Origin of the sequence: Pseudoalteromonas phenolica, from assembly GCF_005876835.1 — a bacterium.
Lineage (GTDB): Bacteria > Pseudomonadota > Gammaproteobacteria > Enterobacterales > Alteromonadaceae > Pseudoalteromonas > Pseudoalteromonas phenolica_B.
Window position 1 is genome coordinate 330,624 of the sequence record NZ_PPSW01000007.1, and the last position, 26,053, is coordinate 356,676.

At 37.7% G+C, this 26,053-nt stretch carries 22 protein-coding genes; 8 read left to right on the forward strand and 14 right to left on the reverse strand.

The window, feature by feature from the left end; translation table 11 throughout:
• The 3 genes from C1E24_RS05195 to C1E24_RS05205 all read right to left on the reverse strand — a co-directional run bounded on the left by C1E24_RS05195 (position 1) and on the right by C1E24_RS05205 (position 4,259).
• On the reverse strand, positions 1 to 1,365 hold the full coding sequence (locus C1E24_RS05195; RefSeq protein WP_138479379.1) for a MotA/TolQ/ExbB proton channel family protein: 1,365 nt from the start codon (positions 1,363 to 1,365) through the stop codon (positions 1 to 3).
• 11 nt (positions 1,366 to 1,376) lie between these two features.
• Positions 1,377 to 2,129 carry a DUF3450 domain-containing protein gene (locus C1E24_RS05200; RefSeq protein ID WP_138479381.1) on the reverse strand — a complete coding sequence of 251 codons (753 nt, stop codon included), beginning with the start codon at positions 2,127 to 2,129 and terminating at the stop codon, positions 1,377 to 1,379.
• A 240-nt stretch (positions 2,130 to 2,369) separates the two neighbouring features.
• On the reverse strand, positions 2,370 to 4,259 hold the full coding sequence (locus C1E24_RS05205) for a methyl-accepting chemotaxis protein (protein ID WP_138479382.1): 1,890 nt from the start codon (positions 4,257 to 4,259) through the stop codon (positions 2,370 to 2,372).
• Between the two features lie 442 nt (positions 4,260 to 4,701).
• Here C1E24_RS05205 and C1E24_RS05210 point away from each other — a divergent pair, with 442 nt between their 5' ends.
• Positions 4,702 to 6,624, forward strand: coding sequence for a tetratricopeptide repeat-containing sensor histidine kinase (locus tag C1E24_RS05210; RefSeq protein ID WP_171040793.1), 1,923 nt, complete (start codon positions 4,702 to 4,704; stop codon positions 6,622 to 6,624).
• A 56-nt stretch (positions 6,625 to 6,680) separates the two neighbouring features.
• Here C1E24_RS05210 and C1E24_RS05215 read toward each other — a convergent pair whose 3' ends face one another.
• From C1E24_RS05215 to C1E24_RS05225, 3 genes are all read right to left on the reverse strand, one after another.
• Positions 6,681 to 7,178 carry a YcgN family cysteine cluster protein gene (locus tag C1E24_RS05215; RefSeq protein WP_138479386.1) on the reverse strand — a complete coding sequence of 166 codons (498 nt, stop codon included), beginning with the start codon at positions 7,176 to 7,178 and terminating at the stop codon, positions 6,681 to 6,683.
• A gap of 91 nt (positions 7,179 to 7,269) precedes the next feature.
• On the reverse strand, positions 7,270 to 9,072 hold the full coding sequence (locus C1E24_RS05220; RefSeq protein WP_138479643.1) for a DUF885 domain-containing protein: 1,803 nt from the start codon (positions 9,070 to 9,072) through the stop codon (positions 7,270 to 7,272).
• A gap of 83 nt (positions 9,073 to 9,155) precedes the next feature.
• On the reverse strand, positions 9,156 to 11,039 hold the full coding sequence (locus C1E24_RS05225) for a sensor histidine kinase (RefSeq protein ID WP_171040794.1): 1,884 nt from the start codon (positions 11,037 to 11,039) through the stop codon (positions 9,156 to 9,158).
• Between the two features lie 347 nt (positions 11,040 to 11,386).
• Between C1E24_RS05225 and C1E24_RS05230 the strand changes: the two genes are divergently transcribed.
• Positions 11,387 to 12,526, forward strand: coding sequence for a Na/Pi symporter (locus tag C1E24_RS05230; RefSeq protein WP_138479388.1), 1,140 nt, complete (start codon positions 11,387 to 11,389; stop codon positions 12,524 to 12,526).
• 141 nt (positions 12,527 to 12,667) lie between these two features.
• Complete coding sequence (locus C1E24_RS05235; RefSeq protein ID WP_138479389.1) at positions 12,668 to 13,210, forward strand: GbsR/MarR family transcriptional regulator; 543 nt, start codon at positions 12,668 to 12,670, stop codon at positions 13,208 to 13,210.
• A gap of 73 nt (positions 13,211 to 13,283) precedes the next feature.
• On the opposite strand, the gene C1E24_RS05240 is transcribed toward C1E24_RS05235, so the two are convergent.
• Both C1E24_RS05240 and C1E24_RS05245 read right to left on the reverse strand, forming a co-directional pair.
• Positions 13,284 to 14,300 (reverse strand): lytic murein transglycosylase, encoded by a 1,017-nt coding sequence (locus C1E24_RS05240; protein ID WP_431188314.1) that lies wholly within the window; start codon positions 14,298 to 14,300, stop codon positions 13,284 to 13,286.
• A complete protein-coding gene (locus tag C1E24_RS05245; protein WP_138479391.1) occupies positions 14,293 to 14,574 on the reverse strand; it encodes a YcgL domain-containing protein in 282 nt (93 codons plus the stop codon). Before C1E24_RS05245 ends, C1E24_RS05240 begins: the two co-directional genes overlap by 8 nt.
• Positions 14,575 to 14,741: 167 nt before the next feature.
• On the opposite strand from C1E24_RS05245, the gene minC reads away from it, so the two are divergent.
• Genes minC through minE form a run of 3 tightly spaced genes read left to right on the forward strand, consistent with a single transcriptional unit; the run spans position 14,742 to position 16,520 of the window.
• Complete coding sequence (minC, locus tag C1E24_RS05250; protein ID WP_138479392.1) at positions 14,742 to 15,440, forward strand: septum site-determining protein MinC; 699 nt, start codon at positions 14,742 to 14,744, stop codon at positions 15,438 to 15,440.
• Positions 15,441 to 15,445: 5 nt separating this feature from the next.
• Positions 15,446 to 16,255, forward strand: a complete 810-nt coding sequence (gene minD, locus C1E24_RS05255; protein ID WP_138479393.1) for a septum site-determining protein MinD — start codon at positions 15,446 to 15,448, stop codon at positions 16,253 to 16,255.
• A gap of 1 nt (position 16,256) precedes the next feature.
• Positions 16,257 to 16,520, forward strand: a complete 264-nt coding sequence (gene minE / locus C1E24_RS05260) for a cell division topological specificity factor MinE (protein WP_058032510.1) — start codon at positions 16,257 to 16,259, stop codon at positions 16,518 to 16,520.
• Between the two features lie 52 nt (positions 16,521 to 16,572).
• On the opposite strand, the gene rnd is transcribed toward minE, so the two are convergent.
• From rnd to C1E24_RS05275, 3 genes are all read right to left on the reverse strand, one after another.
• Positions 16,573 to 17,700 (reverse strand): ribonuclease D, encoded by a 1,128-nt coding sequence (gene rnd, locus C1E24_RS05265; RefSeq protein WP_138479394.1) that lies wholly within the window; start codon positions 17,698 to 17,700, stop codon positions 16,573 to 16,575.
• A 51-nt stretch (positions 17,701 to 17,751) separates the two neighbouring features.
• A complete protein-coding gene (gene fadD / locus C1E24_RS05270; RefSeq protein ID WP_138479395.1) occupies positions 17,752 to 19,404 on the reverse strand; it encodes a long-chain-fatty-acid--CoA ligase FadD in 1,653 nt (550 codons plus the stop codon).
• Between the two features lie 118 nt (positions 19,405 to 19,522).
• Entirely contained in the window at positions 19,523 to 20,365 is an 843-nt protein-coding gene (locus C1E24_RS05275) for an alpha/beta hydrolase (protein ID WP_171040796.1), read from the reverse strand.
• A gap of 187 nt (positions 20,366 to 20,552) precedes the next feature.
• Here C1E24_RS05275 and C1E24_RS05280 point away from each other — a divergent pair, with 187 nt between their 5' ends.
• Positions 20,553 to 21,851, forward strand: a complete 1,299-nt coding sequence (locus C1E24_RS05280) for an alkaline phosphatase (protein WP_138479397.1) — start codon at positions 20,553 to 20,555, stop codon at positions 21,849 to 21,851.
• A gap of 71 nt (positions 21,852 to 21,922) precedes the next feature.
• Here the strand turns inward: C1E24_RS05280 and tsaB are convergent, their stop codons facing one another.
• The 3 genes from tsaB to C1E24_RS05295 form a co-directional block, all read right to left on the reverse strand.
• On the reverse strand, positions 21,923 to 22,615 hold the full coding sequence (gene tsaB, locus C1E24_RS05285) for a tRNA (adenosine(37)-N6)-threonylcarbamoyltransferase complex dimerization subunit type 1 TsaB (RefSeq protein ID WP_138479399.1): 693 nt from the start codon (positions 22,613 to 22,615) through the stop codon (positions 21,923 to 21,925).
• Position 22,616: 1 nt separating this feature from the next.
• Positions 22,617 to 24,527 carry an ATP-dependent DNA helicase gene (locus C1E24_RS05290; protein WP_346765670.1) on the reverse strand — a complete coding sequence of 637 codons (1,911 nt, stop codon included), beginning with the start codon at positions 24,525 to 24,527 and terminating at the stop codon, positions 22,617 to 22,619.
• An 84-nt stretch (positions 24,528 to 24,611) separates the two neighbouring features.
• Complete coding sequence (locus C1E24_RS05295; RefSeq protein ID WP_138479401.1) at positions 24,612 to 24,842, reverse strand: hypothetical protein; 231 nt, start codon at positions 24,840 to 24,842, stop codon at positions 24,612 to 24,614.
• Positions 24,843 to 25,153: 311 nt separating this feature from the next.
• On the opposite strand from C1E24_RS05295, the gene hisG reads away from it, so the two are divergent.
• Positions 25,154 to 26,053 (forward strand): ATP phosphoribosyltransferase, encoded by a 900-nt coding sequence (gene hisG, locus C1E24_RS05300; RefSeq protein WP_138479402.1) that lies wholly within the window; start codon positions 25,154 to 25,156, stop codon positions 26,051 to 26,053.

Below are 26,053 nucleotides of genomic sequence, written 5' to 3' on the forward strand. Positions count from 1 at the left end.
TTACGCTCCTTTCTCGCTACGCTCTGCAATAATGCCAGCGCTTTGTTCTTGCAAAATAAGTAACAAGTTACGTGAACGAGTATTTAAAAGCGTGTATAAGAATACAGTTGGGATAGCAACAACTAGACCCAGTACGGTTGTAACAAGTGCCTGCGAAATACCACCCGCCATCAGTTTAGGATCACCCGTACCGAATAAAGTGATAGCCTGGAAGGTGTTAATCATACCCGTTACTGTACCTAGTAGACCTAGCAGTGGCGCTACAACTGAGATAATCTTGATCAGGGTTAGATTACGAGTAATCTTTGGCATTTCACGTAGGATTGCTTCGCTTAGCTTTAACTCAAGCGTGTCGTAAGCAACATCTGGATACTGCTCTTTAACTTTCATCACACGACCTAGCGGGTTATCTTCACGCGGTGTCCTGTCTTTAAGTTGACGACGGATTTTAGCACTCATCAACATTAAACTAATGAAACGTTCAAGTGCGATAAGTAAAGCGATAACACCAGTTGCTAAAATCACATAACCAACAGAGCCACCTTGGTGAACCTGCTCTTCTGTATTAGGCGCTTGAACTAATAGGCCTAAAATAGAACCACCGGTTGGATCTAGTGCGAAATCAACTACACCGCTATTTGCCGCTTGTAAATCTGCAGCTGAAGTCTGATAACGTGCAACCGGTTGTCTTGTTAGTTCTGAAATTGTGTTTGTGACAGGGTTGAAAGCTAAATATTTGCCATCAGCGATTAAGTTAAACGCACCAACACGAAGAACTTCTTTATTTACTTTCTCGCCACCAGCAACAATGACTTCTGCGTTATAACGAGAAACTTTACCTTGCTCTGTCATTTCACGTTGTAGTTCAAACCAAACCTTTTCAATATCTTCAATTGATGCGAGTTTTGAGCTTGAGCCCATCTTTGCTGCCATTTCATCCATGAACACGCTGCGACCAGCAATTTCAGCAGAAACAACTGATGTTTGGAATTTATTGCTAGCATCACCTGATACTTGCTGAAGTACACCAAATAGCTCTTTTAGTGTACCCATACGTTTACTTAACGTATCAGACAAGTTTTGAAGCTTGATTTCATTTTCTTCAAATGACGTTTCTAAACGCTCTGAACGAGTTAGTTGCGCATTTCTGTCTGAAGTAAGCTTGCGAAGTGCTGCATCTTGTTCATTACGTTTTGCGACAAATTCCGCTTCTCTGGCTTTATTTTCGGAAGTTTGTGCAACCTGCCCTTGCTCTAATGTTTTAAGTAATGCATCTAAGTTAAGTTCGTCGGCCATTGCTGCGCCTGATAAACCGAATGTCGTCGCTAAAATCGCAGCTTGACTAAATTTCTTTAACAGTTTCATTTTAAGACCTCTTATTTCGCAGCATTGATTGGTAGCGTTAACATATCTGGGGCTAGCTGTTTACGTGCTATGCGTAGCGCTTTATTGATTTGGCTAATGTTTGTGTCTGGTAATTCTTTGAATTGTTTTGATTCTTTTTCCCAAATACCAGCCATTTTTCCATCTTTAGTGACATACATCAGTTCGAGACGACCGATACGTAAGAAGTCAACTTCACGCTCTTGACCAGCAACGTTAATAAGCGCTGGATAGGCTTCAATTGTGCGACCGTATTCAACTTCAACTTGGTAAGCTTCAAGTACACGACGGAATTTTTCACTTGATGTCACATCAGCACGTTCCATCATTTCACGAAGCTTTGAAACGCGCTGCTTACGCTCTTCCAATAAGAAAGGCACATCTAGAGCAACAAACTGCTCAAGACCTGTGATCATGTTAAGCATTAACGGGGTGATCTGGCGCTCAATTACTGACACTTGGTCCATTGATGCATTGATATCAGCCATCTCTGCTAATTGGTTTTGAATTTGTTTATCTAATTGACTGTTGTAAACCATCAAACCATCAATTTCTTTATTTAATGTTTTGAATTGTTGCAATTTCGACTGCATAGAGTCAGAAATAGAGTCAATTTTTCCCTGAGTTTTTAAAGCAGAGTCATTAATCGCTGCACTTTTTTCAACAACAGGATTTAAAGAATTGGCGTGAACACCAGTTACTGTTGTTAAAACACCTGCAAGAAGCAGAGGGTTAATGCACTTCATCGCATACACCTTAGATTGATTGTTATGAAATTGCGTGCAGTTTAAAGCGGTAAAATGACAGTGGTGTTGCGCAAAAAATACAATTTTATTACAGGTGTAATAATTGATATAAATACACTCGAGGGATGAAGATATAATTAATTACGGCTTATATCTCCTTCTAATCCATATTTATATCTATCAGTGCCAAAAATATAAAAAGCCCCAACAGGAGCTTTTTATATTAGAGTTGATATGTAATTAAACTTTAAATTTTAATAACATCTCTTCTAAGTTTCTAAATTGAGCTTGAAGTGTTCTACATTCTTCTAAGGTCTGATGAAGGTTATCGACACCTTGTTTACTGATGTCACTGATGTGATGAATATCAGAATCAAGGTTATGTATAACGTCGTTTTGTTGTTGAGTTGCGCTAGCCACAGCATGATTAACACCATCAATTGCATCAATGGCAGATGTAACAGATTGCATTTTATCACCTGCAGCAGCAGCTTTATCTGCACTTTCTGATGAGTCCTTCAATGCTTCAACCATAACGGCAACAGCTGTACTAGAGCCAAGTTGCAGGTCTGAAATGGTATTTTCGATTTCTTGAGTTGACTCTTGTGTGCGTTGTGCAAGTTGTCTCACTTCATCAGCAACGACAGCGAAACCTCTACCGGCTTCACCCGCCCTTGCAGCTTCTATTGCGGCATTAAGGGCTAAAAGATTAGTTTGTTCACTGACACCTTTTATTACTTCAAGTACTTGTCCAATACTAGCTGAATGTTGATCAAGACTTGTTACTGTGTCTTGCGCTTGAGCCATCTTGTCACTCAAAGAAGAAATACCAGCAATATTTGAATTAAGTACATCTTGACTATCTGCACTAAGATTATTTGCTTCAGAAGCAAGTTCAGATGCGTTATGTGCATTACTACTTATTTCTTGCGCGCTAGAAGACAATTCATTGATGGCAGTTGCTACACTATCAGTACGTTTCGTTTGATCGTTATACAAAGAAAGCGCATCATTCGCTTGCTCATTCATACTGGTAATAGATTGTTGTAGGGTTAAGGTAGATTCTCGCACTTGCTTAATTGAGTCATGAATCTTGTCGACAAAGATATTAAATTGTGTCGACAGTTCTCCAAATTCATCTTCACTGGAGCAACTTAAACGTTGTGTTAAATCTCCTTCGCCTTGAGCAATGTCTTTAATGGCATCATTTAGTTCTTTAACTGGTCTCATCAAGTATTTAAGCAATAATTGAAGCATCACAACAATTGCCACAACACCGATCACAAGATAAATCAAAGCCATGTTTCTAAATGAAGATACCGATGAGTAGGCAATCTCTTTATTAATTACGACACCCAGATACCAATTCACGTTATTAATGCCATTCATAGGCACGAAAGACACGATTTTTTCTACACCCTCTAACTGCATTTCAATAAACTCACTTTGCAGAGAGAGGCGCTTTCCAAACAAGTTAGTCATTGGTTTGTCATTTAATCTTGTATTAGGGTGAGAAAGAATTCTGCCTTCACTATCTAGTAAAAAGCCATAACCAAAACCTAAAAAATCAATTTCGTTTATGATATCTGTGATGGTGGCCATATCAATATCGCCACCAGCAACAGCGCTTAGTCGACCACTTTCAAATAAGGGCACCACAGCAGAGATAGTTAACTCATTTGTCGTGACATCTATATAAGGCGTAGTAAATGCTGTAGAGCGCTTTTGTTCTGCCAGTTTATACCAGGGCCTTGTTGTCGCATCATAATCTGCTGGTAACTGAATTGATGGGTCATCTAAAACGAATGTACCATCTGGCATACCGATGTAAGTATTTTTAAATTCACCTGCGATATCAGCTGTTTTCAGACGACGTAAGATATCTGATTCAGTATCTGACTGTTTATGGCCTTTTGCAACAGACTCAACAATTTTGAGCCTATCATTCAACCAGTTGGCGATATTTTGAGAAACTGAATTTGATATTTCGTGCAAAACAGCGGTAAGTTGTTCTTGTGTTTGGGCTCTCATAACAATGAAGTTATTGATTGTGAACAGCCCTAAGATGATCACTAAAACCAAAGACGCCGCGGCAGTTACTTTGGTAGAAAAACGTAATGATTGGAGCATGGGGATCCTACTTATTTTATATGAACGCAACCTTTGCAACTCTTTTTTAACAAATTTTTTAGTGTTACGCTCTATATAATCGACAGAATTTCATAAATCTTAAGCTCATTTAGTATAGAACATGTTTTTTTTGCAATTGCAGCTTAAGTACAAATAAGTAAAATACACAATCTTTTGCAAGGAGCGAAATAGAGTGTCTATGCTCTCAAGGCTATGGTTGTTTTGTTTCCTAGCTTTATTAACTACAACCACACACGTTAACGCTAAAAGTATTGCTGAACTCAAAGCAATTCAAAAGTTACCAAATAATAAGCTCAAACTTAGAGCTTTCGAGCAAATTGATCCTACAAGCCTGACTGACCAAATTGCGGCATGTGAATACTATGTTTCTTATAGTAAAGCGCTCAGTAATGAAGGTCGAAGTGAAGAAGCCAAACAACGGTTGTTAAATGAAATAAATAGCCCAAGCTTTGATTACAATCATAGATGGACAGCAAGACTCTACAAAGATTTAGCAGACATTCAGTACCACAACTATGACTATGAAGATGCACGCGAAACAATAAAAAAAGCGATATACCATTATGAAAAATCTGGCAATATTGAGTTTTTAACGCATGGGATTGTAAGACAAGCTTCAATTGAACTTAGAACAAGTCACTATCTCAAAGGTATCAACATTATAAAAACTTACCAAAAAGAATACCAAAGTTGGCTTACTGAGAAAGATCTTTCTAGTCTCTTTTACTTTTATGGACGTGCCTATGACCATCTTGGTGAGTTTCAAACTGCATTAGAGTTTAAGATCAAGGCCTTTGAGATAGATAAGAAACTGAATGCTGCTGATAAAAAAATGGCAAACAATTTATTTGGTATAGCAGACTCATACAATAAAATTGGTGAGCATCAATTATCTTACAATAAATTTCTTGAAGCGTTAGCGTTAGACAGAAAGTCAGATAATAAACAAGATATTGGTCATAGCCTTGCCAAACTATCATACCAATCTTACAAACTGAAACTCTTCGATCTTGGTATTGAACACGCTGAGGAAGCGATTTCTGTCTTTCGCTATATAAAGCATCAACGAAATATTGCATGGTCTAAGCATAACCTAGCTTTAAACTATGCTGGTAAAGGAGAGCTTCGAAAGGCAATCATACTTGAGGAAGAAAACTATTCCTTCCTAAACAAAACTAAAAAAGACTACCAGTTAAAAACCTCTGTCTGGAATCATCTAGCCGAATTAAGCCTTGTAATTGACAACCCCAAAAAAGCGCTTAGCTATGCGAAACAAGCGTTCGAATTTGGTGATGTAGATACATTGAAAGACAGAAGGCAAGCAAGCCTTAGCATCATGCATCGTGCTTATTCAATAATGAAAGACTTTGAAAACGGTTATTTGGTACAAAACAAATTACTTGAATTACAGTCTATTGAGCATAAAGAAAACTATGCAAATAGATTAGCTTTTTTAAAAAATACAATTGAAGCTAAAGAAAAAGAACAAAAACTTGCTGAGAAAGAACAAGAAAACCTATTAATCAGTAATGCATTAGCTCAGCAACAAAATCAACAAATGGTATTCATCATTCTATTTATTGTATTCGTCTCCTTTACGATGATTATTTACATTAAAATAAGGCAAAATCGTGTTTTAGAACAGCAACAAAGACTGCATCTCAATAAACTACTTGAACAAAGAAACCAACTATTCTCGCAAATAGCACACGACCTGAGTAATCCAGTTACCGTTGCAAGCTTACATATTGAAGCGATGCAACATGAAATCATCGAGTGTAAACCTGAAAACCTTTCTAAAATTAGTGAAAAACTTACAGATCTAAACCATTTAGTTAAGGACTTAGCAGGTCTTGCTAAACTTGAAACTGCAAATTTCACATTAAGTACTCAACAAACAGATTTAAACAAATTTGTTAGTGACATTCATGATGAATTGGCGACTCAAACTACAGAACAAAAACTGACTCTTGGGGCAAATAAATTTAACGAAACTTTCGCACACATAGATCCATTACGGGTTAAACAAATAATTGCTAATTTATATAGCAATGCAAAGAAATACACACATAAGGATGGTGAGATTGACGTGCATTTTGCAGCTTGTGAGCGTTATTTTAAAATAATCGTACAAGATAGTGCGCCATCAGTACCAAAAGAGCATTTAGGGCAAATTTTCGACCATCTGTTTCGTGTTCCAAATATGTCGAACACAGAAACACCCGGCCATGGCATAGGATTATCCATTGTTAAGCAAATTGTTGACTTACATCAGGGTGAGATTAATGCCTCAGAAAGCGAATTAGGTGGGTTGAAAATAGAGGTTGATTTACCGCTAAAATAAAAATATGAAAAGTAAAAAGCTAGAGAGAAAAGGTCTAGCTTTTTACTGAGTTTCAATTAATCACAATCAAATTCTGGCCAATCGACTATGTAGTCTTCAAAATCTTCTTCAATATCGACTGTATTGTCTTTAGTTACTCTACCTTGAATACTGATCCCAAGCTCATTCATTTTGTCCTTTTTGCCTTTATTCAGCAAAGGATGCCAACTTGCTAAGCCCCTGCCTTCATAAAGGCGCCTGTAGCTACAACTATTAGGCATGAAAAAAATATCTTTCAGGTTTTCTTTGGTGAGTTTGACGCAAGATGGTACGAGCGTTTGTCTTTCTGCATAACGTGTACATGCACAAGTCTGCTCATCGATGTACTGACAAACTAAACTTGAATATATAAGTGTTTCTCCCTCTCGTAGATGATCCGTACTTGAAAAGTCCTCTTCATCACTGTCTATAAAAGAATGTAGACAACACTTACCACACCCATCACAAATGCTTTCCCACTCTTGGTCATTCATTTGCTCAAGCGATTTAGTTTGCCAAAATTGTTCTGCGCCCATTGTTTTCTCAAATTACTATAAACACGTAAATTTTACTTGATGGAAGCATGACAAGCAAAGGGCCAACTAATGTTGACCCAAAAAGCAAAAATTATCGTTGTGATTCAACCCACTTTTTAATCTTAGATTCTAGAATTGGCATTGGCAGTGCGCCATCAATCAAGATTTGAGTATGAAATGCTTTAATATTAAACTTGTTACCAAGTTGTTGTTCTGAATATTTTCTTAGCTCTTGAATTTTAAACTGACCAACCTTATATGAGACAGCCTGACCTGGCCAACCAATATAACGTTCAACTTCTGCGGTAACATCTGACTCAGCCATAGACGAGTTCTCTAGCATAAACTTAATTGCTTGCGCTCGTGACCACCCCTTAGCATGCAGACCTGTGTCAACAACAAGACGCATCGCTCTTAATTGTTCGTCAACTAAGCGACCGTACCACATGAGTGGATCTGTAAATAAACCAAGATCTTTACCAAGGCTTTCTGCATAAAGCGCCCAGCCTTCAGCAAATACAGTATATCCACCAAACTTTCTAAAGCTTGGAAGACCCTTTACTTCTTGCTGAAGTGCAATTTGAAAATGGTGTCCAGGTGCGGCTTCATGAATAGACAAGGTTTCTACTAAAAACTTAGGCTGTGCCTTTAAGTTATGCGCATTAATATAAAACACACCAGGTCGACTGCCATCAGGTGCAGGCGCAGCATATGATGCACCCGCTGCAGACTCAGCCCTGAAGGCTTCAACTAACTTAACTTCGTAATCAGCTTTCGGTGCTATATTAAATAACAATGGTACTCTTGCATCTATTTTTTTCTTAACTTCAACATAGGCATTGATCAATTCATCTGCAGAATTGAAATAGAACTGTTCATCTTCTCTTAAAAACTCGAAGAAAGCTTGTAAGTCCCCCTCAAATTTTAATTGACCTTTTACCCATTCCATTTCATTTCTTATACGAGCAACTTCGCTTAAACCAATTTCGTGTATTTCATCAGCGCTCATGTCTAAAGTGGTATGATTCGCAATCTGATATTCATACCAAGCTTTACCATTTGGTAACGAACTATAACCAACAGTTTCACGGCTGTTAGGAAGGTACTCTGTCTTCAAAAAATGCGTCATTTTCTTATATGCAGGTACAAGACTTTCAAGAACCATTGATTTGTATTTAGCTGTTAACTCTTCTTTTTCAGTTTTTGTGAAAGACTCAGGGAGGTTCTTAATTGGCCCCCAGAAAACTGATTGAGTTTCGTCCTCTATAATATGAGCTTCAAACTGAGGAATGAGTTTAGCGGTTAGAGCTTTTGGTAAGACAACGCCTTTTTCTATGCCTAAGCGCATATTCGATTCAATACCTGCAAGCCATTCAATAAATCCATCTGCTCGAGAAACAAAGTTGTTATAATCTTCAACGCTATTAAATGGCTGAGCGCTTTGTCCTGAGCCTAGGCCGGCAAATACATTATGCAAACCAGACATTTGATTGATTGGCATCATATAACTTGGAAATTCAAAACCTTGTTTAGAAAAGGCAAGATCACGTTTTAGAATTTCATAACTTAGTAATGCTTGACCAGACAAGTTATTTTTATCAATTTTATCTAGCTTCTGTTGATATGACGTTAGTAATTGATATGTTTCTTTAAGGCTTTCGTACGTTGCAGCCAAATCAAACTTATCATTGACACCTTGCCTGCCCATATACGTGCCTGAAATTGGGCTAAGTTCAATCATTGAGTTAAAGTAATCTTCGCTCAAACCATTAACTAGATCATTTTGATTCAGCTGTTGGATAGATTCTGAAGAACGCTGTGTGTCAGTGCCTGTGGCACTGCAACCAACCAAAGAAGCGGTTAAAGCGACAGCTATTAAAGAGTATTTAAACATCATGTGTCCTTATTAAGGTATTTATGACAGTGTGCCAGAGCTTAATAAAAAAACCATGTGTAAATTTAAGTTTAAACGCTTTGTTACACTTTTAAAGGCAGCACGATATGAACACTTAATCCACCCAGCGGACCGTTTGAGGCGAAAATATTTCCTAGATTCGCTTCAATAATTTGCTTACATAAACTTAAGCCAACGCCTTTATGTTTACTTGAGTTTTGTCTTGCTTCATCTAAGCGCACAAGGGGGTTGAATATGTCTTTGAATAAATCAGAAGAGATTGCTTCACCTGAATTATCTATATTTATACTAAGTGCATCTGATTCATTATCGATATTTATTGAAATATTCATTTGTGAACCTCCATGTGCAATGGCATTGTCACAACACTCATTAAATACAGTGATCAGGCCTTGTTGATCGTACTCTAAAACCAGCTCCATTTGCTTTGCAGGTAAAGCCTTCTCATCAGGAAGCGCTAAACTCAACTTAGTTTTGTCTACATTGATAGATTGAATGTGTGCTAATAAGTCTTTAACCGTATATTGTTTCACTTTTAAAGATTGTACATTTGGCGATACTTGCATTAAGTGATCGATAAACGAATTAAGTTCATCAATCTTATTCATCAATTTACCGTAGCTTGTGTGCACATTATCGACAATATTGTGCTGTAGTGATTCAACTTGCACTTTCATCACTGTCAGTGGCGTTCTTAATTCGTGAGATAAATCAGCAAATAGCTTTTCTTCTTTTTGTTTAACGGCTTCAATGCTTGATTCTTGCTGAAGTTTCTCTTTATGTAGATTTTGATTTAACACATCAACTTGCGTTTCAAGATATGTGACAAGTTGATTTTGTACTGATTTGTTTTGTATCGCCAGAGCAACGGTAAACAAGCTAACCTCTAGCAAATACCCTATTTTTATATAGTCAGAAATCTCAAGACTTGGAAAAATATTTCCATAACTTGCACCGACAATCGTCAATACATTTACAAATAAAACATGGTTGAAGAGGCTCAATGAAAAAACTCTTATACCCGGAGCTTTTTGATACCAACTCCAATAAGCAGTGTATAAGAACAGCGGAATAATCAAAGTGCTCAAGACTAAGTTGAAGAATACTGTATTGAACCAAAGGGAAACCGGGATCAAAACTAGATATGCATATAATAAATACGTATAGATTTTACAAAGCACACTATTAAATTGCTTAAGTTGTAAAAAACTCTTGATAAAAAGCAAATGAAAAATCGGCACTGATGTCATCAACAGGGTGGAAAACAAACTGGACTCACCGCCTAACATAGGCCAAAAATACTTTGAGGTAAATCCAGACATATCCAATACAATCATTAAAAAAGTGAATGTCCAAAGTGCATAGAAAATATTGGTTCTATTAGGGTTAAAAAATAGATTAACACTAATGATGAGGAGAATAGCCATGACAATACCTGCTATTGCACCATTTATTAGTGTGCTTTTTTGGGAAGTGGCTAAGTAATGTTTGTAACTATGTAATCGAATATTGGCAGGTGCGTTGGCAAACGTTCTGTATTCAATTAAAAGTGTTTGTTTTCTATTTAGGTTTAAATTTATAGGAATATAAAGCTGGGGGTCGTAAATCGGTCTATCATAAAATGTGTCATTGCCATTGAGCTCAAATTTCAACTTTAAGCTTATGTCCTCAATTTCATAAATTCGAAATAAAGGAAGTCTTGCATAACCAAAAGATAGGTACCAATTTTCTAAATCAGACTGGTTTTCAACTTCAAGTTTTAACCATTTACTGTAATTATGAATTTGTGGCTTCTGTTTTAGACTATGCGCTTCAACCCAATTTCTGTTATCTCGAATAGCATTAGAGTCAAATAGGTGATTGTCATAGTTAAGGTGCATCAAGCCAAAGCCCTTTAGCTCATAGACCGTACCATGCTTATCTAATACTAGGTCACTTGCTTTCACAGCAAAACTGTAAAGGACAAAACATAGACTCAAAACAATAAAATAACAAAAACGCATCAAATAGAATCAATTAAGAATTATCAATATTTACAATTTATGAACCAACTATGGATCAAATATGGATTGTATCAGACTACACACTAATCAGATTGTAAATGAATGTAAAATCATAAATCTGTAACTATATGTTTCTATAGTGTTCTCAATTATTTTTATGTCATTAAACACTTGAATGATTACACAATCACCAGGATGAAATATTTCTGTAATATTTCTCTGTTTTAATGCCGCCTGAAACAAAAACTTCATGAAAATGCCATATAAGGCATAAACAAAACGAGAACATTATGAGTGCTTCTAATCAGCAAACACTTTTCAATAAAATCGTAAACTGGGCTGCAATTGCTTTCTTAGTTTATTTAGTATTAGTTGCCGTTGGTACAGTCAGTGGTGGTTTTAAATTAGCATCTGGTGGTAGTGCTGGTGCAAAAGAGATTTTCTCATTCGCAACCAACCCATTTGTTGCTTTATTACTTGGTGCCCTTGCAACTGCACTGGTTCAATCATCTTCAACTGTAACATCTGTGATTGTAGGCTTAGTTGCTGGTGGTTTACCTATCAGTATTGCAATTCCAATGGTGATGGGCGCAAACATTGGTACTACAATCACTAATACATTAGTTTCTATTGGTCATATTCGTTCTAAAGAAGAATTCCAGCGCGCATTTTCAGCATCAACGGTTCATGACTTCTTTAACCTTCTTGCGGTATTAATCTTCTTACCTCTTGAGATCATGTTCGGTTTGTTAGAGAAATTTGCATCTAGCCTGGCACATTTGTTTGTTGGTGATGCAGATCTTTCACTTAAAAGCTACAACTTCATTAAACCTCTAGTAAAACCTGCTGTAGGTTTAGTTAAAGACGCAGTTAGTTTCTTAGATGGCAAAGCTGTTGGTATTGCAATGGTACTAATCGGTATTGCGATGATCCTATTTGCTGTTACTACGCTTGGTAAATTACTGAAAAAAGCTTTAGTTGGTAAAGCAAAAGATTTACTACATGGCGCAATCGGTCGTGGCCCAATTGCAGGTATCACATCAGGTGCTGCAGTTACAGTAATGGTTCAATCTTCTTCAACCACTACTAGCTTAATGATCCCTCTAGCAGGTAGCGGTGTATTCACTACACGTCAAATTTATCCATTCACGCTAGGTGCGAACATTGGTACTACCATCACTGCACTACTTGCAGCTACTTCTATCACAGGTCCTGCAGCAGAAGTGGCACTAACCATTGCCCTAGTTCATGTAATGTTTAATGTATTTGCAGTAGCCCTAATCTACGGCATGCCTTTACTCCGCGAGATACCATTACAACTTGCTGACAAACTTGCAAAGATTGGCGCTGAAAATAAACCAGCAGCGTTAGGTTATGTACTTGGTTCATTCTTCGTACTACCTGGTCTAATCATGTTTGCAGTAAGATAATTAACTTTAGAAAAGATGAAAGAGGAGCCCTGCTCCTCTTTTTAGTTTTAATTGATCTCCTTCATATTAATTCAATAATTTCCTTGCAATTAAATTCTGCTAAGTCTAAATTGACTTTCAAATTTTACTGAAACTTTAAAAATGATTTTATCTCAGAAATTAGAAAACTTTGTATTGCACTGTGGTGAAATGGGTAGCCGCTGGGGTTTTAACCGAACGATAGGTCAAATGGTTGGTCTACTGGTTATCAGTGAGCAGCCTCTTAGTGCAAATGAGATTGCTGAAGCACTTAGGATCAGCCGTGGTAATGTCAGTATGGGGATCAAAGAACTACAATCATGGCAACTGGTTAAAGTCATTCATGTTCCAGGTGACAGAAAAGAATACTATGCACCAAATGGGTCTATTTGGGATTTGGCAAATAAAGTTTTTGAAGAAAGAAGAAAAAGAGAGATCGATCCGACACTTACTTTGCTTAGAGATTCAATTATAGAACCAGCAGAGTCGAATGAAGAAGCTTATGCGCAAGAGCAAATGCAACAAATCCATGATTTATTAGAAACGGTTACTAAATGGTCAGCTGAATTGCAAAGGCTTTCACCAGAGCAATTACAAACACTCATGAAACTGGGCTCTTCGGTCAGTAAAGTAATAGATTTAAAAGATAAGCTTCTAAAGAAATAATTTCACACTTGCAGGCATTATGCCCAATCAAAAAAGGCAGCTATGAAGCTGCCTTTTTTATATGAGAATCGTACTAGATTTTTGGATAGCCTATTCTATCTGATAGATATCCAACGCTTGTTGCAAAGTAATAAGAGCGATTCCAATGCATTAAGGCTTTGTAGTTATCATACGCTAAATACATACGACCATTAATGTCATCAGGCATGACTAACGCAGCTGTAATATCTACTTTAGGTAAGTCTGAGCCATCCGCTCTTCGTAAACCTAGGGCTTGCCAGTCACTTAAAGAACGCTCTGAATCTTTCCAGTATTCCAGCCATTGCTTACGCGTTTTAGTACCACGCTTTAGAACATATTTATGATCGAAATTTTCAGGTAGTTGGATTTGACGACCCCAAGTAAGATTGTCATTCCAACCAGCTTGTTTTAAATAATTAGCAATGGAAGCAAATGCATCAACTTCAGTCGTCCAAATATCTTTTCGCCCGTCACCATCATAATCAACAGCATAAGAATTAAAAGAAGTTGGCATAAACTGAGTTTGACCCATAGCACCAGCCCAAGAGCCTTTGAATTTATCTAAACTAATATGACCATCTTTTAATATATCGAGTGCAGCCCAAAGCTGACGCTTATATAAAGCCTCTCGTCTGCCATCGAATGCGAGAGTCACAACAGAGCTGATAACAGGGTGACCACCTTGAATACGACCGAAATTACTTTCAAGTCCCCATAAGGCAACGATGAATCTAGCTTGTACACCATATTCTTTCGCGATCGTTTCTAAAACAGGCTTATGCTTTGCATATAAGTTTCTGGCTCTATCAACTTTCCACTGAGGCACACGTTTTGGTAAATAAGTTTCTAAAGTTTCAACCACTTCTGGTTGGTTTTTATCCGCTTTTATAACTTTCTTTTTGAATTTAACCGTTGCAAAAGCTTCGTCGACCAAGGCCTGAGAATAACCCTTTTCTAGCGCTTCAACTTTCAATTTTGAAACATATTCATCGAATTTAGCTTGTGTATTAGCAAAGGCTGAAAATGATAAACTCGAAGCAATTAATATAGGAAGAACGAATTTAGACACTATCTACTCCGTTTTGTTTTTTTAATTCATCCAAAAGGTTCTCTTCTTTTGGTGGTAATTGTAAGTAAAACCCTTTTTCAGTTAACTCAGACTGAACAAGACCGATATCAGCAACACCTAAGCGTTCTCTCTTAGATAAATCGAACATCATGACATAAATTGGTGTGCCAAACATACCCATTAAAGGTTCAGGAATTTTGCTAAAATCATCACGTTTTTCAATGTAAAGGTAAGTATCTGCTCTTTTTGAGCTTTTGTAGACCGCAGTTAGCATTATAACCCTATAAATTCTTGCTTATATCTTGACAGCACTATAACATGACTAAAAATATAATTGGAAAGTTTAGCGAGCAACAACTAAGCCTGATTAAGCCTTAGTGAAATGCTCAATATCCTGTCTTTCTAATTTTATAAACTGGATAATTATAAGAACTGCGTAATATGTCTGAACAAACATTCGAGTTAAAAGGCAACCTTTTCACTCTTTCTGTATTACATCTATTTACTGTCGACTTAGCTCTATTACGCAAAGAGCTAGACGAAAAGATTTCACAAGCACCAAAATTTTTCCAAGGTGCGCCTATCGTAGTTAATCTTTCACAGGTTCAAGAAGAATCAATTGATTTTCTTGAACTTCGCAATGCAATTTCTGCTTTACAACTCAACCCTGTTGGTGTGTGTAACGGTTCTGAGCAGCAAAATATTTCTGCTAAAGAAGTTGGCTTGTCAGTACTAAATTACAGTCAAGACGTGCAAAAACCAAAACCTAATACTTCAGCCGAGGTTGTAGAAAAAGAAGTTTATTTACCGCCTCAAGTTATTCAAACAACAGTGCGTTCTGGCCAACAAATTTATGCCAAAGGCAAAGACTTAATTGTGCTTGGAGCGGTAAGTCACGGTGCTGAAGTAATCGCAGATGGTAATATTCATATTTATGGTACTTTGAGAGGCCGTGCAATAGCAGGCGCTTCAGGTGCACAAGATGCGGCAATTTATTGTCAACAATTAAAAGCTGAGTTAGTTTCAATCAATGGCAGCTATTGGTTAAGCGAATCACTTCAAGGTGAGTATTGGGAACAACCGGCACAAATAACACAACGTAACGAATCTTTAGAAATAACAGCTTTGGTCAAAGGATAATTCAGATGGCAAAAATTATTGTCGTAACTTCAGGTAAAGGTGGTGTAGGTAAAACTACCTCTAGCGCAGCAATTGGCACAGGCCTGGCCCTCAAAGGATACAAAACAGCCATTATTGACTTTGATATTGGCCTTAGAAACCTTGATTTAATTATGGGTTGTGAACGCAGAGTTGTTTATGACTTTGTTAACGTTATTAATGGCGAAGCAAACTTAAATCAAGCACTTATCAAAGACAAAAGAGTTGAAAAACTCTATATCCTTCCTGCATCACAAACACGTGACAAAGACGCGCTTACAAAAGAAGGCGTAGAAAAAGTTTTAAATGAGTTAAAAGAAGAGTTTGACTATATTGTATGTGATTCGCCTGCAGGTATAGAAGCTGGTGCTATGATGGCGCTTTATTTTGCGGATGAAGCAATTGTAACAACAAACCCTGAAGTATCTTCTGTACGAGATTCAGATCGAATTTTAGGTATTTTACAGAGTAAATCTCGCCGAGCTGAGCAAGGGTTAGATCCAGTTAAAGAACATCTACTTCTTACTCGCTACAACCCTGAACGTGTAAACGCGGGTGAAATGTTGTCTGTGGAAGATGTACAAGAAATCCTTGCTATTGACCTTCTTGGTGTGATCCCTGAATCAACAGCAGTGCTAAATGCCTCTAACTCTGGTCAACCTGTTATCCTTGATAATGAATCTGATGCTGGTCAAGCTTACGCTGATGCAATTAATCGCTTACTCGGTGAAGTCGTTGATTTCAGATTCTTAGAGGTTGAGAAGAAAGGTTTATTCAAGCGTATATTTGGAGGATAGAATGTCATTACTCGATTATTTTCGTTCAGAAAAGAAATCAAGCGCTTCGCTGGCTAAAGAGCGACTTCAAATTATCGTTGCACATGAACGCTCAAAACGCGGCACGCCTGATTACTTGCCACAATTAAAGCAAGATATTTTAGATGTTATTAGAAAGTACGTGAAGGTCGATTCTGACGCTGTAAACGTCCAATTTGAACAAAATGAGGATGATTTAGCAGTTCTTGAACTTAACGTTACATTACCTGATGACGAAAAGTCTTAATAAAAAGCCTAGGCAATGCCTAGGCTTTTTTATTTTTATCGACAAACTTTAGTTATTGCCATTCCGCAAGGACGTCTTTTAAAAACTCCCATCGCCAAGATTTAAGTAGATCTGGCCTAATTAATAAACCCCTTGCTTCATCAGTGTATTTCCATTTCCAACTGATCAATTGATTAATTTGTTTTTTTGAAGCAAATACGTCAGAAGGAATTTCTGTGGTCGAAGCCACTTGCTTTATTTTAGTTGCAATGTCTTTTGCAGCTCTTTTGTATTGTGGGTAATCAATCAAGCGAAGTAATTTCTCAGGACATGCTTCTATATCGACTGATTTCGCTTGCTCGATGAGATTTAGAATTTCTTTACCAGAGCGATTTACTTCCATAGCCTCAACACCAGGTATATTTCTCAAAGAAGACAGGCTAGTAGGCCGACGCCTTGCTATCTCGACCATGTTTTGTTCTTTTACAACAAAATTCAAAGCTAAATTTTTATTCTTAGCTTTACTCCTTCTCCACGGCGCAAGCAGTTGTAAAGCAGCTAAATCTCGCGGTTTAAGTTGCCACGCATTTTTAATATCTTGGTAAAGAAATTCATCTGGTAATTCGTAAGAACGTTTCTCAATAACCAATTGGCTTTCTTCAAGTACAATATGGGTTAAACCCTTTTCAGAGATTTGCTTATAAATATAATTGAAACAAGGTAGCAAATAAAACACATCACTGGCTGCGTAATCTAATTGCTTCGTTGTCAATGGCCTCTGTAACCAGTTTGTCCTTGATTCACTTTTATCAATCTCTATTTCAAGGATTTGCTTAACCATATTTGCAAAACCAACACAATTGCCTTCACCTAATAATTGTAAAGCAAATTGAGTATCGAACATCGGAGTTGGGACAAAACCAGCAAAGTTATTGAACACTTCTATGTCTTCAGACGGTGAATGAAGTATTTTTAATACATCATCTGATTTCAAAATTTCCCAAAAAGCAGAATAATCTAACGCTGCTAATGGATCTATTAATGCTAAGTTTTGTCCATCATAAACTTGGATCAGTGCAACTTCTGGATATAAAGTACGACGACGCATGAACTCTGTATCTAATGCCAATATAGTGGCGTCACCAATCGCTTTTACAAATTGATCTAATTGTTGTTGCTCTGTAATGACTTGGTACTGCACTTTCACTCCTAAGCCTTGGGTTATAAAAAAACCGGCTTTCGCCGGTTTTTATCAATCTTTTAAAGCACGCCTTAGAATTTTTCCGACGTTAGTTTTTGGTAACTCGTCACGGAACTCTACTAGTTTCGGTACTTTATAATTGGTCAAATTATCTCGACAATGACTGATTATATCTTTTTCTGTTAACGATGGGTCTTTTTTAACGACAAATACTTTAACTTGTTCACCACTAACTTCATGCGGTACACCAATGGCAGCAACTTCAAGCACACCATCATGCATGGCAACAATTTCTTCGATTTCGTTCGGGAACACATTGAAACCAGACACTAAGATCATGTCTTTTTTACGGTCAACGATATAGAAGAAACCTTCGTCATCGTAAGTTGCGATATCACCCGTAGCAAACCAACCATCCTTAAGACACTCTGCAGTAGCTTCTGGACGATTATAGTAACCTTGCATGACCTGTGGCCCTTTAACGCAAAGCTCACCGGCTTCACCTTTCGGTGCTTCTTCACCGCTTTCAAGAATAACCTTGAGTTCAGTACTCGGTGCAGGCAAACCGATTGACCCATTGTAACCATCTAAATCATATGGACAAATTGTTACAAGTGGTGCGCACTCGGTAAGTCCATAGCCTTCCATTAGCTTGCTCTTGGTAACTGCTTGCCACTTTTCTGCTACAGGGCGTTGAACAGCCATGCCACCACCTAATGACATTTTAAGATTTGAGAAGTCTAACTCTGCAAACCCAGGCGTATTTAATAAACCATTAAATAAAGTGTTTACACCCGTAATCGCTGTAAATGGATATTTCGAAAGTTCTTTAACAAAACCAGGCATATCACGCGGGTTTGTTATAAGTATATTGTGACCACCGTACTTCATGAAAGTTAGGCAGTTCGCCGTTAACGCGAAGATGTGATAAAGCGGAAGTGCCGTAATGACAACTTCTTTACCTTTGTCTAGTACATTATCTAAACAGCCTGACACTTGCTCAAGATTGCCAACCATATTTCCATGTGAAAGCATAGCCCCCTTCGACACACCGGTAGTGCCACCTGTGTATTGCAAGAATGCTAGGTCATCTCTATGAATCTCTGGTTTTTTATAGGCTGTATGATCAGCACTCACAACATCATTGAATGGAATTGCATTTGGTAATGAAAATGGCGGCACCATTTTCTTTACACGCTTCACAACAAAATTCACTAAGTGCTTTTTAACACCGCCTAACATGTCGCCAATTTGAGTTAACACAACATGCTGAACGTTCGTTTTACTTATTACACTTTCAAGCGTATGAGCAAAATTAGCCAATATGAAAATCGCTTTGGTTTCAGAATCATTTAGCTGATGTTCAAGCTCTCGCGCAGTATAAAGTGGGTTTACATTTACAACAGTACAACCTGCTCTTAATACACCGAGAATACTTATTGGTGTTTGTAATAAGTTAGGCATCATTACGGCAACTTTATCACCTCGGCCCAAACCTAAAGTATTTTGTAGATAACTCGCAACAGCTTTTGTTGCAATATCAATCTGTTGATATGTCATGGTTTTAGACATATTGCTGTACGCAGGTAAAGAAGCGTACTGAGTAAAACTTTCATCAAATAATTCAAGCAGTGAGTTGTAATGCTCTGGATCAATTGTTTCAGGCATACCTTTTGGGTAGCGCTTTAACCAAATTTTATCCACAGTAACTCCTCGTTTATCGTTCTTATTTTAATCTTAACCTTAATCTATCTAAGGCACTTTAACAATTGAGCAAAAGCTCTAATTTATCGATATTCCCATATTTTTCGACAATGTACAATCAAGTTTCATTATATGCGTCGAAATGAAATGAAATGCTTTGTAAAGTTTCACTGGCGTTTTCCATATGGCAATGGTGACCACCATTGATCAAATCCACCTTTAACTGAGTAAAACACTTTTCAAAAACCTTAAGCTGTAGTTCAATCATTGGGTAACCATTTGTTGCCTTTAGAAACAGAGTGGGTACTCCGATATTTTCTAAACAAGCCAAGGCCTGTGCTGCAGAAAATCTAAATCCTGAATGTTGTTTAAGTCTTGGGTCCGATGTAAGTTTTACACCTTCTGGGAATATTTCAACATTTCGACGCATAAGTAATGCTGCATTTTCATATTCTAAATCAGACACTTTAAGTCTAGCAGCAACCACTTCTTCAAAGTTTGAAAATAATTTGGTATTACTTTGCTGTTGAGCTTTGCTTCTTTGTCTAAAAGCATTGATTAATTGTTGTTTCGAATCGCTTGGCTTCGTGGTAACAATTCCAATGCCATCAATTAAGGCCATTGCTAAAAGGTTGTCAGGGTAACAAGCTGCGAATAAATTACAGATCATTGCCCCCATGGAATGGCCGACCAACATGACTTTTTCGCATCGCAATTTTTCTAATAAAAATTTCAGATCATAAACGTAATCAATAAAATAGTAGTGCGCATCATGGCTTCTCCATTGAGAACGCCCATGGCCTGGTAAATCAATTGCAATCCAAGTGAAGTTTTTATCTTCATCAACAAGTTCAAGCATGGGCTTGAAACTATTACTATTGTCTAACCATCCATGTAAACAAATTACAAGCTGTTCACCTTGTCCATAGATTTGACCTGACAAGCCAATTTCTTTTAGCACTTCTAACGTATTTTTTTTGTCACTAATCATATTTTAATTATTTAATCGCATTTGAACTGGTAATATCTTCCCTTCACTTAAAAATAAAAGCAAAAGAATTCATCTACATCCTGATATTTCTATTTTTAAAGATTTCTTAATATCAAGATTGTAGAAAAGTTTTACACGGGAATTTAAAGGAACTCATATGAAGTACGCGATGAGCGCATTAACAACATCGTGCTTAATGGCATTTGGTAGTCATGCATTTGCTACCGAAGCACCAAAGAATATTATTTACATGATTGGTGATGGTATGGGCCCAGCTTTTACCACTGCATATCGTTATTATTCTGACAACCCAAATACCAAAGTAGTAGAACCCACTATATTTGACCAAATCCTTGTTGGTATGGCACACACCTATCCTGACGATGATACTTATGTCACTGACAGTGCAGCAGGTGCAACAGCCCTTAGTACTGCTACTAAAACCTATAATGGTGCAATTGCTGTCGACACGCATAAAAAATCTTTGAAAACCATGCTTCAAGTCGCCAAAGAAAAAGGCATGCGTACTGGATTAGTATCAACCTCTCAAATAAATCACGCAACACCTGCAAGTTTTGCAGCACATAATGAGTCTCGTCGTAACTATGATGAAATCGCTGATGATTATTTCGACGTAAAAATTGAAGGAAAGCTACCCGTCGATTTAATGCTTGGTGGCGGCGTGCAATATTTTAAACGTAGCGACAGAGATTTAGTTAAAGAATTTGGAAAAGCGGGTTATCAATATACGTCTGACTGGAACAAATTAAATCAAATTGAACAATTACCTGCTCTGGGGCTATTTGCCGACAAAGCGTTTCCGCATGCAATAGATGAGAACCCAAACCGCTTAGAAAAAATGACGTTTAAGTCTTTAGATTTGATTTCTAAAAACAATGATAAAGGTTTCTTTATCATGTTAGAAGGCAGCCAAATTGATTGGTGTGGTCACGCAAATGATATTGCATGTGCCATGAAAGAAATGCACGACTTTGCCAAATCAATTGAACTGGCAAAAGCCTATGTCGACCAAAATCCTGACACTTTATTAGTTGTAACCGCCGATCATTCTACCGGTGGTTTAACTTTAGGTGCTAATGGTAAATATACTTGGCTTCCTGATGAAGTGAAGAAAGTGAACTCGTCTGTTATGACGATAACAAAATCACTACTTGAAGCTAATGATTTAAAAACAGCTTGGTCTCAACACTCAACTTTAGAGCTGAGTAAAGACGACTTAGTTTCTCTATCAAAAGCTAAAAAGGACGGTGGTGAAGTGCTTTACAAAGCAATTAACAAAGTTATCAATACAGCGACTTATACTGGTTGGACGACAAGCGGTCATACGGCAATAGATGTACAAGTATTCGCTTATGGTAAGGGTTATGAGCAATTTATCGGGTCACAAAACAACACGCAAATTGCAGAAAAACTAATTAACTTTATCGAACAGTGATTTATTGATAAATAATAAAAAAGCCAGAACATGGTTCTGGCTTTTTAAATATTTAAGCGTGATATCGGACTTTATTCTCTGCCAGGCAGCTTTTTCCAAGTTACCGTATCTCTGACATAATGCGGCTGCGCATCGGCAGCTTGAACTGTGTTACCTTTAACAAACTCAACTTCTGCAATTTTTAGCATGTACGCGGCATCAGGTAGGGTAATTTCAGAGATGACATCTAAATTTAATTCGGCGGCTTGCTCAGCATAAGGTTCCCATGCAGTTCCCACCGCAGTTAAGCCTTTAATCGACTCAGGTAGCTCAGCTGGCGCACACACCACTTCATTTTCATCTATGTTTAATTCAGCGAGTCCAGTTTCAGATTTAAAATAATGAGCGAAATAAATCTCACCCATTCTTGCATCAATTCCCGTAACGACTGAATCTAATTCTTTTTCCTCAAGCGCTTGCTGTGCCATTGCCTGTAATGTTGAGACCCCAACCAGCGTTAAATTTGCACCATACGCCAGCCCTTGCGCGATCGCGACACTAATACGTACACCAGTGAAGCTTCCCGGTCCGCGACCAAATACAATGCCATCTAAATCTTGTAACTTACAACCTGCTTTGTCTAATAACTCAGAAACTAAAGGCAAAACCTTTTGGCTATGTTGCTGAGGACAAACTTCAAAATGTTTAAATGTCTGACCATTAAATTGAATGGCGATACTTAGCGCTTCTGTTGAAGCATCTAAAGCTAATAGATTATAAGTCATATTATTCTATGTTCTCTAAAAACTGTAATGCGCTTTGAAAATCTCTTGTGCGGCGCATATTAGGTAAGCTTTGTAAAAATGTCTGTCCATATTTTCGCGTAACTAAACGGTTATCGCAAATGACAAGTACACCTTTATCACTGTGATCTCGAATTAAACGACCAACACCTTGTTTTAAATTTATGATTGCTTGAGGTAACTGGATGTCTTCAAATGGCTCACCACCGGTCAATTCGCAATCTTTCATTCTCGCTTGTAGTAATGGATCGTCAGGTGATGTAAAAGGCAGTTTATCAATTAAAACACAACTGAGTGCATCACCACGAACATCAACCCCTTCCCAAAAAGAGGCCGTGCCCATTAATACCGCATTCCCGTGGCGAATAAACTGTTCAAGAATGATCCGCTTGGACGATTGCCCCTGCATAAACACGGGATATTCAGTAGCAGTACTTAACCCCTCGTAAACTAAGTGCATGACTCGATAACTTGTAAAAAGTAAAAATGTGCGCCCTTTTGCCGCCTTAATAAGTTCTTTGGCTAGTTTTACCAAACTATGTGGCATCATATCATCACTGGTTTCGGGCAAATATCTAGGCATACATAACACCGCTTGATTTTCATAATCAAATGGACTTTCGACCAATAATTGATGCTTAGGTTTTAAGCCCAAGCTCTTATTAAAATGATCTAACGAATCATTTACCGATAAGGTCGCAGATGCAAAAGTAAAACTCGCTTGGGTACGCTCTATAATTTCTTTGAATTTGTTTGCGACGTTTAAAGGTGTGATATTTATTGTTAAGAAACGTCTGGTTGTCTCGTACCAATAGCTATAACCCGTTTGTGTGGTGTCAAATGCGCGCTCTAATTGGTTTTTAAACTGCAATACCTTTTCGAATGGGTGCTCAATTTTGTCGCTTCTATCAAGACATAGCTTTAAGACTTTATACAAGAAATCTAAATCTGAAATAACACGGTGCAACGCATCACAAATGGTTTTGCTGGTTAACGATTCTCGCCAATCTCCCCGTGAACTCTCACCTGAAAAAGCGAGTCGCAGATCGGCCACTGCAGTTTCTAACTTATTGAGTGTATTACCCAATTGCAGCATATCAGGAATATCAGAACGGTAGATCAAACGAAGATCGTTAATCAAAGCAACCAGCTGTTTGGTGCTTATGCTATCACCAAAATAATCACTGGCAATTTCTGGAATTTGGTGCGCTTCATCAAAAATATAATTATCAGCATCAGGCATAAGCTCAGCAAAGCCAGAGTCTTTCACCGCCATATCAGCAAAAAATAAGTGATGATTAATCACAACAATATCAGATTCCATGGCTTTAATACGTGCTTTTCTTATATAGCATTCAGCGTAATCAGGGCACTCCTTGCCTAAACAGTTATCCGCCGTTGAGTTTACATAAGGTAATACTTTGGCATCTTCTTCAATACCAACACAATCAGCTAAATCACCCGTATTAGTTTGAGAGGCAAACTTTGCAACCATGGCAAGTTGATGCATCACATCAGGGTCATCGGTTGGAACATGGGCGACATGCTGCTCAAGTCGATAGGTACATAGATAATTTGCACGCCCTTTTAACAGGGCAACTTTTCTACCTTTATTCAATATTTTAGAAAGTTGTGGCAAATCTCGATGATAAAGCTGTTCTTGTAGTGCTTTAGAGCCAGTGGTAATGATCGACTTTTTATCGCTGAGTAACACGGGAATTAAATACGCGAATGTTTTACCCGTACCTGTTCCTGCTTCGACCACACATTGAGATTTATTTTCTATTGCGGCATGCACCATCTCAGCCATATCAATTTGAGGCTGTCTTGGTTTATATCCAGGAATATTTAAAGCTAATGGACCTGATTCTGAAAAAAGCGTTTTAATTTGCAAGAAGTGACTACAGCAGTGTTTTTTATAATTGTACGGTTTAGTGTTTAGATGAGCAACCGAGTGTTCGAAAACATGACTAATATGTTACGCCCATATATCTAAATGCTTGCCGTCATCCTCGCCGTTTTCATTTTGTTTTTGCTTTTTGTTGGGTGATTGCTCGTTCAGTTTTCTTTTTGCGTCTTCTTTTTTGGCTTTGTCGAGTTTTATTTTTTCAACTTTATTATCGATAACACCTGCAACATAGAAAGTCGGCTTATGCGACACTTCAAGTCTAATTACATTATTTAACAAGGGCTTAAATACATCCATCATATCCTCCAGCAAGCTTATACCTACTTCTTATTATCGACAGTTATAATTTATACTTTAAAAAATTCAAAATTTTAGTTGCACTGAATCTATAAAATATGTTCTTCTAATTGTGTTATCAAAATTGATTAAGAGAATTTACATGTTTATTACACTGACAACTATTCATCATCACCATCATACACCCGAATAGCCTGTCAGGTATTTCGCTGGTGGGTTATTCCTAAAAGGAACCTCCCGGCGACTCAATTCAGAATTTATATCGCCCCGAGGTTTCCTCGGGGTTTTTCGTTTTAGAACAAAGGATATAAATTATGAGTACTAACAATCGTTTAAGAATCGCAATTCAAAAATCAGGCAGACTTTCAAAAGATTGCCAAGAACTTCTCAAGCAACTAGGTGTTAAATTAAACCTTCGCGAACAACGCTTAATTGCACACTCAACCAATATGCCAATCGATGTTTTACGTGTTCGTGATGACGATATTCCAGGTCTTGTAATGGACGGTGTATGTGACTTAGGTATCGTTGGCGAAAACGTACTTGAAGAAACACAAGCTGAGCGTCAGAGTCTAAACCAATATTCTGAAGTACTTAAAATGTCGAAATTAGACTTTGGTTATTGCCGCCTTGCACTTGCATGGCCACAAGAACTTGGTCCACAAGATAAGTCATGGTTTGAAGGCAAGCGTATTGCAACAACATACCCTGAAATTCTAAAAGGCTACCTGAAACGAGAAGGTATTAATGCAAGTGCGGTGATGCTAACTGGCTCTGTAGAAGTCGCTCCTCGTGCTGGACTTGCTGATGCAATCTGTGATCTCGTTTCTACTGGCGCAACACTTGAAGCAAACGGCTTAATGCAGGGTGATACTATTCTTGAATCAAATGCATGCCTTATTCAAAACCCAAAACTGAACGATGAATCTAAGCTTGCTCTAATCAATAAATTAATGCCGCGTTTAAAGGGTGTTAAACAAGCTAAAGAAAGTAAATACATCATGCTACACGCGCCTAAAGCAAAATTAACAGAAGTATGTGAACTACTGCCGGGTACTGGTCAACCTACCCTACTATCACTTGCTGGCTCTGACGATTATGTGGCGCTACACATGGTTAGCAGCGAAACACTATTCTGGGAAACCATGGAAGAGCTAAAAGCACTTGGCGCAAACTCTATCCTCGTTATGCCAATTGAAAAAATGATGGAGTAA